Raw genomic sequence first — 12983 nt, forward strand, 5'->3', positions numbered from 1 at the left:
CGGGGTTCGGGGTGGGTGCGGGCGGAGCCGTGAGGGCTACTAGGGCGGGCCGGATGTGACCTGGGTCCTGTGGGGCGCCTCACCGCCTCCGGGCCCGAATGTCACCTTTCGTGGTCGTTCGTACCTGTTTCTGGGCGTGTCCGGGGCCACTTTCGGCCCCTGGATCGAAGGAAATGGCGGCCCGCCGGCTTTCCTCTGTGACCGCGCCCTCGGCGGAGCGCCCCGGAGTGCTGTGGTCCGGTGCGGACCCGGGTGCGCGGGGCGCGGGGTGGGCGACCCCGCGAGCGCCGAACAGGTCTCCGCTTGCTTGACGAGACGAAACGTCTCGCCTACTGTCGGGGGCGTCGACAGCCGCGGACCGTTCCGACCGCCGCAACCGCCTGTCGCGCGACCGTGCCACCCATCGAAGGAGCGCTCTTGCCGCCTGCCCCCGCCGTACCCTTCCACCGCGCCGCCGCCACCCCGGCCGCCCCTCCGGCCGTGTCCCAGATCGCACTCGTCGACGTCACCCGGCGCCACGGCGACCGCATCGTCCTCGACCGGGTCTCCTTCACCGTCCGCCCCGGGGAGAAGGCCGGACTCGTCGGGGACAACGGCTCCGGGAAGTCCACGCTGCTGCGGCTGCTCGCCGGGGTCGAGCAGGCCGACAACGGCAGCCTGACGGTCGCCGCCCCCGGCGGCGTCGGCCACCTCGCCCAGACCCTCGACCTGCCCGCCTCCGCCCGCGTGGGCGACGCCGTGGACCACGCCCTGCACGAACTGCGGGACCTGGAACGCCTCATCCGGGCCGCGGAAGCCTCGCTCGGCACGGCCCTCCCCGGCGAAATCGACCGGTACGCCGCTCTGGTGGCCGAGTTCGAGGCACGCGGCGGACACGACGCGGACCGCCGCGTCGAAACGATCCTGCGCCGCCTCGGCGAGCGCGCGCCCCTCGACCGGGAGCGCCGCCTGGGCGCACTCTCCGGCGGGCAGCGCTCCCGCCTCGCCCTCGCCGCCGCGCTGGCCTCCGCCCCCGAACTGCTCCTGCTCGACGAGCCCACCAACGACCTCGACGACGAGGCGGTGGCCTGGTTGGAAGACCATCTGCGCCGCCACCGCGGCACCCTGGTCGCAGCCACCCACGACCGCGCGTTCCTGGAGCGCGTCACCTCCACCGTCCTGGAGGTGGACCAGGACCGGCGGACGGTGACCCGCCACGGCAACGGCTACGCCGGCTTGCTGGCCGCCAAGGCGGCGGCCCGGGCCCGGTGGGTGCGGGAGCACGAGGAATGGCGGCACGAGGTCGCCCGGCAGGAGCGGCTCGCCGAAGCCAACATCGGACTGCTGTCGGAGATCCCGCGCAAGGGGCCGTGGGCGTTCAGCGGCGCCGGCGCGTTCCGGGCGCGCTCCCGCTCCCACGGCGCGCAGGGGCGCATCCGCAACGCGCGCGAGCGGCTCCAGCGGCTCACCGACGACCCCGTGCCGCCGCCCCCGCAGCCGCTGCGGTTCGCGGGCCGCGTCGAAGGCGCGCCGGACGCGGGGCACCCGGCTCCGGCCGGAGTTGCCGCGGTGCACCTGGAGGACGTCCGGGTGGCGGGTCGGCTGTACGTCCTGTCGCTGCGGCTCGCCCCCGGGGAGCGGCTGCTCGTCACCGGCCCCAACGGCGCCGGCAAGAGCACCCTGCTCCAGGTGCTCGCAGGGGAACTCGCGCCCGACTCCGGTGTCGTACGCCGGCCGCAGCGGGTCGGATTCCTCCGTCAGCAGGAATCCTGCGAACGTGCCGGCGACGGCCGTACGCTGCTCGCGGCGTTCGCGGCGGGCCGGCCGGGACACCCCGGGGACCACGCCGGCGAACTGCTCGGCCTCGGCCTGTTCCGTGCCGCCGACCTGGCCGTCCGGGTGCGGGAGCTGTCCGTGGGGCAGCGGCGCAGGCTCGAACTGGCCCGGCTCGTGACGGCCGGTCCGCTCGACCTGCTGCTGCTCGACGAGCCGACGAACCACCTGGCCCCTGCCCTGGTCGAGGAGGTCGACGCCGCCCTGGCCGGCTACACCGGCACCCTGGTGGTCGTCACCCACGACCGGCGGACACGGGAGGGCTTCCAGGGGAGCCGCCTCGTGCTGCCCCCGGGAGAGCCGCCCGCGCAGTGACCCCTTTCCTCGATCGTTGATCGGGCCCGCGCGGACGTCCGGCCCGTGCGTGCTGCACCTCGTCGGCGACGACCCTGCTCCAGCGGTGCGCGCCGAGCTGTACGGCGTCCCTCCAGCGCAGGGGTTCGCCGAGGCGGCGGTGCAGGGCGAGCAGCCGGGTACTGCGGGCCACGCCACCCGAACCCGTGTGCCGGAGCCCCCGTCACTGACCGGCGACAGCCCGGGAACGATCCGACAACCCGCCGCGTTGATCTTCCGGTCCGTTCCGAACCGAAGCCGAGGAGTACCTTGCCCGACGCCCCGTCCCCCACTCCCTCCCCCGTGCTGCCCGCTCTCCCGCCGCTGACCGCCCAGGCGGAACACCTGGTCGAGCTCGGCGTGCACGAACTCGCCGGAACGACCGCGGAAGAGCTGCGCGCCTTCGCCGAGCACGCCGGCCCCGCCCGCACCGATGCGCTGCTCGCCGTCCACCCGGACCGGGCGCCCGCATCCGCCCTCGCGCCACTGCTGCGCCACGAAGGCAAGCCGGGTTTCGTCGTCACCGACATGCCCGACGTCGACGATTTCGCCCCCTACGCCGTCGAGCTGCCCGAGGCCCCGTTCTACCTCGTCACCGGTCTCGACCGCGGCGACCACATGGCCAACTGGAGCCCGGACGAGGCACTGCCCGCCCTGACCGAGGCCCACCGCACGCCGTTGCTGCTCACCGAAGGCATCCACTGGGTGCTCCAGCAGCCTGCCGCCCTCGCCCGCAACCTCTGCTTCATGACCATCGGCTCCAGGCTGCGCAAGCCGAACGGCACCTACGACGCCCGCACCCCGGCGATCTGGATCAGCAACGGCACCGGTCGCGACGGCCGCGAACGGCGCAACGCCCCCAAGGTCGGTTGGTGCTGGTGGAACAACCGCCACACGTGGCTGGGCTTCGCCTCCACCACCGGCCGGAAGGAAGAGGGCGAGTACCGGTAGGCGCGGTCGCCGCGCGTGGTGAACGCCTCGTCCGCCGCGACCGCGGCAGGCCGGCTCGCCGGTGGACGACCGACCGGCCCGCACGCCACTCGCTACGCACCCTGGGACCGGACCGGAACGAAGCCCCCTCGCGCCGTGCCGGATCCGATCAGGTACGCCCAGTCGAGCTCTGCGGGCAGTGACGCCAGGGAGAGCACCAGCACACCGCCCTCCTGCTCGACGTCCGAGCACCAGCCGGCCATCGCGTCCGGCTCACGGGCCGCACCGGTTCCGTCGACCACCACTGCGCCGAAAGCCGGGACGACGATCCCCGCACCACCGGGACCGTCCACGAGACACAGGGTGAGCATGGGGGCGATCGTCCAGTCCTCACACACGGGAACCCGCCCGTCGGGCGCGACGAGGACCGGCAGGGCGTCGTGGACGGGGGCGTCGGCCAGCAGCAGTGCAGGGTGGGCGCCCCGGACGAACAGGGTGTTCTCGGCATCGAACAGCATGGGGCCACTCTTGCAGGCGGGGACGACACGGGAGACGTCGGGGCTCGTCCCCGCTGCGCGGGCGGCCCCTGCCCGGCGGCGGCTCCCGCACCGGAACCGCCACGGGGACGAGGTCGCAGCCCTGGGGCTGCGACCTCGTCTCCGCGAGCGCCGTTGCGGGTGCTAGCCGTTGACGACCTTGTCGTAGCGCAGGGCGACGTAGCCGGAGGCGGCGTGGCCGGCGATGCGTCCGTCGGAGCCGCCGTTGAGGTAGTCCTGGCCGCGCATCATGTCGTCGTTCGGGTTGGACTCGTGGATGTACGAGAACTTGCCGGCCGCCTTGTCGACCCACTTCTCGAAGAGCACCACGTGCCCGTCCTGGGTGTTCAGCGCGTCGCCGGGCTGGAGGTCGGACTTGGAGATGACGGTGCTGACGCTCGGGAGGCTGTAGGTGGTGTAGCTGCTGGCGGCGTGCCAGGCCATCGAGATGAAGCCGGAGCAGTCGGTGCGGTAGGTGTGGTCGCCGTCCGGGTCGGTGGCGTACGCGCTCTGGCTGTACGGGATGTCGCGGTTCAGCCAGTTCACGGCGCGGCTCATGATCTCGCTGCGGGCGATCTGGCCGCCGCGGGTGGAGGGGGTCGGAGTGGGGGGCGCCGGCGGCTGGTAGGTGCAGTCGTTGGCGTACGAGGAGAGCAGGCTCTGGGTCCAGCCGCTCGCGTCGACCGGGTCGTCGGAGTGGTAGGCGATGTCGCCGCCCTTGCCGTCGGTGGGGTCGGCGTCGTGGTACCAGTACATGCCGCCGTTCGTGCGGCCGTAGTAGAGGCCGCCGCCGGGCGAGACCAGGCTGTCGACCGCCGACCAGCCGTCGCTCTTGAGTTCCGAGCGCTCCCAGTCCCCGACACCGTTGATCTGGTAGGAGAGGAGCTTGCCTTCGGCCGTGGTGGCGATGAGGACGTCGTCGCCGGCCGCGGCGAGCGTCTTGAGGACGAAGCCCTCGTCGATGACCACGTGCTTGGCGATGTGCGCCGGTCCGGTGGGCTTGGCCTGGGAGACGTTGTAGCGGTGGAGCTGGCCGGCGACCGTGCCGTAGAGGTGTCCTGCGCCGTCGTAGGTCATCTTGTCGAAGGTCCAGCCGCTCTCCCAGATCCTGGTGACCCCGGCCAGTGCCAGGGCGTTGTCGTTGGTCTGGATGTCGACGCGGTACAGCTCTCCGGCCGTCGACGTCACGAGGACGGTGTTGAAGTTGAGGGTGGCCATCGCCTTGGGCGTGAAGCCGAGGTTCGCGCCGATCAGCGTCTTGACCCGGTCGCCGGTGTTGGGGGATATCGCCGTGTAGGTGAGCCGCCCGTCGGGGAGGGTGCCGTAGACGGACACGTTGCCGCCGCAGATGGCGGCGGCCTGGGCGGGCGTCGCCGAGCTGAGGGTGACCAGGCCGAGGGACGTGGCGGCCAGGGCGAGGGTGGCGGTGAAGCGGAGCGTGCGGGACGACGAGAGCATGGGGTTCTCCGTTTTCGGGCAGCCCTGACGTACGTGCGTCGGGCCGGGGGAGGGCGAGGCGAGCGGCGGTCGCCCCGAGGAGGGTGTGCGTACGGGTGCGGGTGCGCGTGCGTGCGTGCGTGCGCGTGCGTGCGTGCGTGCGCGCGTGCGGCGGCTCAGTACCAGTTGTTGTTCAGGAAGTGGTTCCAGGCGCCGCAGGGCGTGCCGTACCGGCCGTCGATGTAGGACAGGCCCCACTTGATCTGGGTGATGGGGTTCGTGCGCCAGTCGTCGCCGAAGGCGTCCATCTTGGAGCCGGGCAGGGCCTGGGGGATCCCGTAGGCGGTGGAGTTCGGGTTGTCGGCCCAGTAGCGCCAGCCGCTCTCCTTGTCCCACAGCTGCTCCAGGCAGTTCCACTGGGTGGAGCTGTTCCAGGCGCCGCCGTCGTGCTTGTTCATCAGATCGCGGCCGGCCGCCTTGACCGCGGGGATGTCCGTACCGTCGAGCGGGTCCGCGGTGGTGGTGCAGTTGAACGTCCCCGGTTGGGCGGAGAGCAGCTGCTGCGTCCAGCCTCCGGTGTTGACGGGTGTGTCGTTGTGGTAGGCGATGTCGCTGCCGGTGCCGTCGGCCGGGTTGGCGTCCTTGTACCAGTACATCGCGCCCGTGGTTTCGATCCGGCCGTAATAAAGGCCGCCGCCGGGCGAGACGACCTGGTCGAACGCGGACCAGCCCGAGGTCTTGAGGTCGTCCCGGTCCCAGGTGCCATCACTGTTGATCTTGTAGGAGTAGAGCGCGCCGGCCGACGTGGTGGCCAACAGCCGGTCGTCGCCCGCGGCGGTGAGGGTCTTCAGGACGAAGCCGCTGCCGATCTCCTTGCGCTGGCCGATGTGTGCCGAGCCGGTCGGCTTGGGCTGGGAGACCAGGTACTGGAGGAGGACGCCCCCGGCCGTGCCGTACAGGTGGCCGTGTCCGTCGTAGGTGAGCTTGTCGTGGGTCCAGCCGCTGTCGAAGAGCTTGACGGGCGGGCGCTCCAGGACGAGGGAGGTGTTGTTGGTGAGCACGTCGAGGCGGTAGAGCGCGCCGGTGGTCGAGGTGACGAGGATGGTGTTGAAGTTGAGGGTGGCCATCGCTCTGGGCTCGAAGCCGAGGTCCGCTCCCACGAGCACCTTCTTCAACTCGCCCGTGGCGGGTGTGATGGTGCTGAAGGTGAGGCGGCCGTCGGGAAGGACGCCGTAGATCGAGGCGGATCCGCTGCAGGTGGTCGCGGCGTGCGCCGCAGGGGCGGCGACCACGGCCGTGGCGGTGAGGAGTCCGGCCCCGAGGGCGCTGGACAAGGCAACGACGGCGGTCTTGCGAGTGGCCTGGCGGAGGCTGGTGGTCACTGCGTTTCCCCCTGGGGACGTTGGTGTGCGGCGCCGAGGACGGCATGCGTCGGCGGTCCGTGGCGGTGGCGGTGGTGTGGGAGGTGATGTCGACCGGCCCTCCGGCAGCGCTCCCGTCGGACGGGGGACGCGCAGGGCCGGACGAGGCGCCCTTCCGGTCGGACGTGGGGGGACGGAGCCACTAGCCCGCCGGTGCTGCGTGGAGTCGGCGCGGGTCGTGGTGAGCCCTCGTCAGTGGCGCGGTGTGTTGGTGGTGCTGTAGCCGTGGGCGCGCAGGGCGGTGCGGGCACCGTCGAGGATGGCGTGGGCCTGGTCGAGAGCGGCGGCTTCCGAAGCGGCACGCAGGAAGAGGTAGACGTCCACGCCGTCGTCCGAGGCCCTGGTCCGCACGTGTTCGAGTCCGTACGCCGTGGGTGCGTGGGCCCAGATGAGATCGGAGAGGAGGGCGAGCGCGCCGTCGTGGGCCGGGCCGTGGCGCGGACCCTCCAAGGAGGCTCGGATGACGCGCACGCCCGTCAGTCCCAATTGATGCTGTCGACCGAGGAATTCGGTGCCGTGTCCCAGTTGATGCTGGGGTCGGCCGAGGCGCTGGTGCGGTGGTGGTGTGTGGTGGAGGCGGCCGCCGAGGGGGCGGTTACGGCGCCGATGCCGGCTCCGGCGCAGAGGACGGCGGAGACAGCGGCGACTGCGGCGAAGCGGGCGGTGCGGGCGGTGCGGGCGGTGCGGGACATGGATTCCCCCGGGATCGAGAGTCGGGAAGCGATGCGTCAGGTGCCGTGTGCTGCGCGCTGTTCCGGACCGTCCTTACGGCTCTGGCCTGAGTCGGGGCTTCCGCCCCGCCGTTCCGGTGATCACAATGCTGCTGTCCCTGTTGCCTGCGGGGAAGGGGTTCCGACTGTCACCAAGTGGTCTGGCACCTTGGTGACGGACCTCGTTTACGATCACGCACACGGCGCTCGTGTCCGGGCGGCCGGAGGACAGCTGGGGGGCTGGGGCAATGCTGCAAGCGCTGGGGCTCGGTGCGGACGTGGAAGCCGTGTACCGGGGGATGCTGGCCGACCCCTCGGGAGGGATCGCCGAGCTGAGCGTCCGCCTCGGTCTCACGCAGACGCAGGTCCGCGAGAGCCTGGACCGGCTCGTCGACCTCGACCTGCTCAGGCCGTCACGGGACAGTCCCGGTGCGCTCCGGGCGGTGCGGCCCGAACTCGGTCTGGACCTGCTCCTGCGCCGCCAGGAGGAGGAACTCGTCAGGCAGCAGCAGGAGTTGGCGCGCAGCAAGGCGGCTGCGGCTCAAGTGGTCTCCGAGTTCGCGGAGCTCCGTCCGAACACGGAGGTCGACGGCGCGGAACGGCTCGTGGGGATGGACGCCATCCAGAACCGGCTCGAACAGCTCGCCCACGGGCTGGTCCGGGAATGCCTGGCGATCCTGCCGGGCGGCGCGCTGTCGCAGGCCAGCCTGGAGGCTTCCCGGCCGCTGGACCAGCGGGCGCTCGCCCGGGGCATCGAAATGCGCTCGGTGTACCAGGACAGCGCCCGCAACGATCCGGCGACGCTGGCCTATGCCCGCTGGCTGACCGAGCAGGGCGGCCAGGTACGCACCAGCCCGTTGCTCCCGCCGCGGCTCCTGGTGTTCGACCGCACGGTCGCGGTCGTCCCCATCGACCCCGAACACTCCCGTCTGGGCGCCCTGTGCACCAGCGCGCCCGGTATCGTCGCCTCCCTGATCACCCTGTTCGAACAGACGTGGAACTCCGCGGTCCCTCTCGGGGCGGACCGCCCCCGCGCCACCGACACACAGCCCACCGCAGCAGAACTCGAACTGTTGAGACTCCTGGCCTCGGGAATGACCGACGAGGCGGCGAGCAAACGCCTCGGGGTGTCGCTGCGCACCGTCAGACGGCAAATGGCGGCACTGATGGAACGCCTCCACGCCACCAGCCGCTTCGAGGCCGGCCTCAAAGCGGCGCGGCAAGGCTGGCTGTGAGGCGGCACCGGCCGAGCGCTGTCGCTGCGGGGTACGGGCCTCTCCCGCACGGGAACTCCCGCGCGGGCGGGTGAGCGCCGTTGTTATGCTCCGACACGATTCGGTGGGGGGACCGACGACGTGGAGCGAGGCCCGGCCGGCCCCGTGAGGGGCGGCTGTTCGGGGCGGTTCCGCGGTGCCCCCCTTCTTCCTGTGCTCGCCCATGAGAAGGTGGTTGTGGACCCGACCGTACGACGATCTCCGCGACTGCGCCGGGGGCTGGGAGCTGCCACGCTGGCCCTGGTCACCGGAGCCGCGTTGCTGACCGTGGCCCAGCCCGAAGCGGTCGCCGCTCCGGCCGCCGGCGCCCCCGGCGAGCTGGTGCTGCCTGCCGCGCCGCGGGGCCTACCCGCCAGGGACCAGCTCTTCGTGGCCGGCGACACCGGCCTGCTGCACGCCCGCGAGGGCAGCGACCGCCTGCTGTGGACCCGGTACGACACCGGCGCCACCACCGACACCGGGCTACGACTGCCCGCCCCGATCAGCGCGGATCGCGGCGGCTACGGGGGAAGCCCCGACCACCGCTACGGAACCTCCTCGGACACCGTGGCGGTCCACACGGCGGCCACGGCGCAGGCTCCCGCCAGGGTCGACCTGTACGACCTCGCCGGAGGCCGGCCGGCCGCACTGGGCAGCGTCGAGGTCCCCGCCGGGCAGAGCTACTACGGGACGTACGGGCGCACGGTGCTGACCTACGGGGGCAGCGGCTCCACCGTCACCGGCTGGTTCCTGAACCGGCTGGACGGCGGCTCCACGGTCCGCACCGAGGTGGTACTGCCCCCCGGCGCGGTCCTCGCCGCCTCGGTGCACGACGGCGACCAGAACTCGCTGGTCCTGCGCCACCGCCTGGACGGCCTCACCCACTCCGTCCTGGTGGACGTCGTCACGGGGCGGACCACCGCGCTGCCGGACGAGGGGGAGTACGACTTCACGCACGCTTTCCGGCTGGCCAAGGGCAGGGTGCTGCGCACCCGCGACCAGTACACGGTGGACGTGCTGGACCGGGCGCAGCCGCAGACCGTGCTGACTTCCGGGTCCTCCTCCTTCGACCCGGTGAAGGGCCAGCTGCGGCTGCTCGGCGACTGGCTGCTGAGCACCGATTCCGGTGCGGGAACCTCCGGCGACAACCGCGGCCGTCCGCTCTCCCTCAGTGGCACCGGCTCCAACTCCGGAACGTTCGAGTACCTGCTGGAGCTCGCCGACGCCCAGTTGCTGCCCGCACCGGACGGTTCGCTGATCGCGGTGGGCAGCGTGAAGGCCCCTGCGTACGGGAGCCAGCCGCAGTTCTCCGTCCACCGGCTCACCGCGGACGGCACGGCCAAGCCGCTGGCCGGCCGGCTGGTCGACGTTCCCCCGGCGCCCGCCACCGTGTTCGGGCTGTCGATCGGCGGAGGCGTGCTCACCGCCGCCTCCGACACCGTCCACCACCAGCCGGGCGACATCACCGGCGCGTACCGCAGCTACCGGGTCTCGAACGACCCCACCCCGGTCAAGACCTTCGAAACCCTCGACGGCACGCACTCCATCAGCAACTGCTTCGCCCCCGCCGCCGGCTGCGTCGGCCTCCGGTCCACCGGGGACGACCGCTACCTGGAGCACGAGCCGGTGACCCGGAACGCGGCCGTCATCCGCAAGGTCGGCAACCGCGACTGGGCGGGCACCATACCCACCGGTGGCGTCAACGGCCTGCAGACCGCGGACGCCTCGGGCCGCTACGTGGTGCTCGCGCAGACCGCGTACGGCAATTGGACGTCCAACCACCGGGTGATCGTCGGCGATCTCGACACCCGGGCCCAGGTGTTCCAGACGGAGGCGACCGGCGTCGCGGTGCAGGGCGACACGCTGTGGACCGCGAAGCAGGACAGCACCACCGTCTACGCCACCGACGTCCGGGGCGGGATGGACCGCGGCACGTTCACCACCCCGTGCCCGGCCACCCTGTTGGAGGCCGTCGGGCGTTTCGTCAGCTGGGGCTGCCAGGACGCCCAGGGCACGGTGCGCACCAGCGGCGTGTACGACACGGTGACCCGCCAGACGCTCTCGGTGCCGGTGCAGACCGTCGGCTGGTTCGACGTGACCCAGGGCCGGGAGTCGCTGCTCGGCGACGGCTACCTGGTGCGCCAGGACCGGGCGACCGGCCGGCTGCTGCTGCTCGACTTCCACGACGGCATCAAGACCTCCGGCGCGGAGAGCACCGTGCCGGTCCGCACGCTCGCGCAGGGCGAGGAGTGGAAGTCCTTCCGCCGGCCGAACCGGTCCTGGGCCGTCGACCGCACCGGCGCGAACATCGTCTGGACCGACGCCGACGGGCAGCGCATCCACGTCGCCAACAACGGCATCCCGGCTCCGCAGGCCGGGAACCGCTTCACCGCGCTGTCCCCGGCGCGGCTGCTGGACACCCGAGAGGCACTCGGCCGTGCGGGGACCGACCCGGTGGCGGCCGGCGGCGAGGTGTCGCTGCAGGTCGCGGGCCGGGCGGGGGTGCCGCAGGCCGGAGTGAAGGCGGTGGTGCTGAACGTGACGGCGACCGACCCGAAGTCCGACGGCCACCTGACGGCCTGGGCGTCGGGCACCACCCGGCCGGACTCCTCCAACCTCAACTGGACGACCGGGCGGACCGTGGCGAACCAGGTCGTGGTACCGGTGGGTGAGGACGGCAGGGTGAACCTGCGCAACGCGGGCTGGGCCACGACGCACCTGATCGCCGACGTCTTCGGCTACTACTCCGTGGATGCCGGCGCCAGCACCTTCGCCGCGGCGGGCCCGGCGCGGCTGCTGGACTCGCGGGCCGCGGTGGGCCGGCCGGGCACCACCCCGGTGCCGGCCCGCAGCGAGGTGTCGCTGCAGGTCGCGGGCCGTGGCGGGGTGCCGCAGAGCGGCGTCAGGGCCGTGGTGCTGAACGTGACGGTGACGGACGCGCAGGACAGCGGGCACCTGACGGTGTGGCCGTCGGGCAGCGAGCGGCCGAACTCGTCCAACCTCAACTGGACGGCGGGCCGGACCGTACCCAACCACGTGGTGGTCCCGGTCGGCGCGGACGGTTCGGTGAAGCTGTTCAATGCGAGCTGGGGCACGGCACACGTGATCGCCGACGTGTTCGGCTACTACTCCGACGACCAGGCCGGTGCCGCTTTCCGCACCTACGGTCCCCGGCGCATGCTCGACACCCGGACCACCGGCGCGGTGCCGGCGGGCGCGAGCACCGTGCTGGACCTGTCCGGCAGCCGGGAACTCGGCCGTGCCGAGGCGGTCGTGCTGAACGTGACGGTGACCGACCCGAAGTCCGACGGCCATCTGACCGCCTGGCCGTCGGGCACCACCCGCCCCGACTCGTCCAACCTCAACTGGACGGCCGGCAGCACCGTGGCCAACCTGGTGACGGTGCCGGTCGGAGCCGACGGCAAGGTGCGGATCGCCAACCTGGGTTGGGGTTCCGCGCACGTGATCGTCGACCTCTTCGGCCACCTCGGCTGACCGGGGAACCGCGGCACGGCCCCGAGTGGTCGAACTCGGGCGGCCGTACGGGTGTTGGGGCCGCGGTGGGCGGGGCTACCGTTGCGGCACTGCGCGGGTCTGCGAAGGGGGAGCGTCATGCTGGACGAGGCGACGGTCGCGCTGGCGGCAGCGGTGGGTTCGGGCGTCGTACAGGCCGCCGGGACGGACGCCTGGCTGGCGTTCCGCAGCCGCCTGGCCCGGTTGCTCGGCCGCGGGGACCGCCGGCAGGAGACCGTCCAGTCGGAGCGCTTGGACCGGACCGCCGCCGAGCTGGCGGCGGCCGGGCAGGAGGGCGACGGGCCGGAAGGGCGCGGCAGTGAGGAGCGGAGCAGGCACGGCGCGGCCTGGCGGACCCGTACCGAGGACCTGCTGGAGCAGTTGGGGCCGGACGAGCGGGCGGCGGTCGCGGCGGAGCTCCGCGCGCTGCTGGACGAGGTCGCGCAGGTGGTGCGCCCGGTCGGCGGGGGTGTCGCGCGGAACGTGTTCTTCGGACCGGCGGCGGTCCAGTCCGGGGACGGCAACGTCCAGGTGAACCGGTTCGACTCCCGCCCGTGACCGGGGCCGGGTCCGGCGAGGGCGAGGGCCGCCGCGAGGACGCCTTCCACGGCCCGGCCGGGGTGCAGCGCGGCAGCGGGAACCTCCAAGTGAACTTCCACGAGCACCGGGCGGGCATCGTATCCGCCTGCACGGTCGCCCTGGTGTGCGTGGTCACGCTGATCATCGTCCGGGTGGGCGGAGGCGGCGCCCCGGGCACCGGGGCCACCGGCTCGCCCGCGAACACGGCCACGACCACGGCCCCGGCGCCGGCACCGGCGCCGCCGGGCACGGCCGGGCCGGTTCCGGCGGTGCTCACCGGGCAGCTGGTCAACGGCAACAGCGGGCTGTGCCTTCGGGCGCCCGGTACGGGAGACGGCCTCGTGCCCGTGGAGGACACCTGCACCCGCCCCCCCCACCGGACCAGGTCGCCGGGCCCGGGGGCCGGCGGGGTCACCCCCACGGGGAGGCGCGGGCCCCGCAGCCCGGGGCGGGTAGCGA

General features: G+C 72.8%; 10 protein-coding genes and 1 pseudogene. 6 read left to right on the forward strand and 5 right to left on the reverse strand.

Features of this window, described 5'->3' with window-relative positions:
• Window positions 1-417: 417 nt before the first annotated feature.
• On the forward strand, window positions 418-2127 hold the full coding sequence (locus ACFV7Q_RS35815) for an ABC-F family ATP-binding cassette domain-containing protein (RefSeq protein WP_385435114.1): 1710 nt from the start codon (window positions 418-420) through the stop codon (window positions 2125-2127).
• A 288-nt stretch (window positions 2128-2415) separates the two neighbouring features.
• Window positions 2416-3096: a DUF5701 family protein gene (locus tag ACFV7Q_RS35820; RefSeq protein WP_385435116.1), complete on the forward strand. Its 681-nt coding sequence runs from the start codon at window positions 2416-2418 to the stop codon at window positions 3094-3096.
• A 92-nt stretch (window positions 3097-3188) separates the two neighbouring features.
• Here the strand turns inward: ACFV7Q_RS35820 and ACFV7Q_RS35825 are convergent, their stop codons facing one another.
• The 5 genes from ACFV7Q_RS35825 to ACFV7Q_RS35845 form a co-directional block, all read right to left on the reverse strand.
• Window positions 3189-3593, reverse strand: a complete 405-nt coding sequence (locus tag ACFV7Q_RS35825) for a hypothetical protein (protein ID WP_385435117.1) — start codon at window positions 3591-3593, stop codon at window positions 3189-3191.
• Between the two features lie 162 nt (window positions 3594-3755).
• A complete protein-coding gene (locus ACFV7Q_RS35830; protein ID WP_385435118.1) occupies window positions 3756-5069 on the reverse strand; it encodes a hypothetical protein in 1314 nt (437 codons plus the stop codon).
• 155 nt (window positions 5070-5224) lie between these two features.
• A complete protein-coding gene (locus ACFV7Q_RS35835) occupies window positions 5225-6430 on the reverse strand; it encodes a tachylectin-related carbohydrate-binding protein (protein ID WP_385435119.1) in 1206 nt (401 codons plus the stop codon).
• Between the two features lie 231 nt (window positions 6431-6661).
• Entirely contained in the window at window positions 6662-6940 is a 279-nt protein-coding gene (locus ACFV7Q_RS35840; RefSeq protein WP_385435120.1) for a hypothetical protein, read from the reverse strand.
• Window positions 6941-6945: 5 nt separating this feature from the next.
• Window positions 6946-7161 carry a hypothetical protein gene (locus tag ACFV7Q_RS35845; RefSeq protein ID WP_385435121.1) on the reverse strand — a complete coding sequence of 72 codons (216 nt, stop codon included), beginning with the start codon at window positions 7159-7161 and terminating at the stop codon, window positions 6946-6948.
• Window positions 7162-7427: 266 nt separating this feature from the next.
• On the opposite strand from ACFV7Q_RS35845, the gene ACFV7Q_RS35850 reads away from it, so the two are divergent.
• From ACFV7Q_RS35850 to ACFV7Q_RS35865, 4 genes and pseudogenes are all read left to right on the forward strand, one after another.
• Window positions 7428-8414 carry a LuxR C-terminal-related transcriptional regulator gene (locus tag ACFV7Q_RS35850; protein ID WP_385435122.1) on the forward strand — a complete coding sequence of 329 codons (987 nt, stop codon included), beginning with the start codon at window positions 7428-7430 and terminating at the stop codon, window positions 8412-8414.
• A 216-nt stretch (window positions 8415-8630) separates the two neighbouring features.
• Window positions 8631-11927 (forward strand): hypothetical protein, encoded by a 3297-nt coding sequence (locus tag ACFV7Q_RS35855; protein ID WP_385435123.1) that lies wholly within the window; start codon window positions 8631-8633, stop codon window positions 11925-11927.
• Window positions 11928-12044: 117 nt separating this feature from the next.
• Entirely contained in the window at window positions 12045-12503 is a 459-nt protein-coding gene (locus ACFV7Q_RS35860) for a hypothetical protein (RefSeq protein ID WP_385435124.1), read from the forward strand.
• A pseudogene (locus ACFV7Q_RS35865) lies at window positions 12500-12983 on the forward strand (hypothetical protein); the annotation flags it as partial. The gene ACFV7Q_RS35860 and the pseudogene ACFV7Q_RS35865, both read left to right, overlap by 4 nt.

Origin of the sequence: Streptomyces sp. NPDC059851 (genome assembly GCF_042732005.1) — a bacterium.
Taxonomy (GTDB): Bacteria; Actinomycetota; Actinomycetes; order Streptomycetales; family Streptomycetaceae; genus Streptomyces.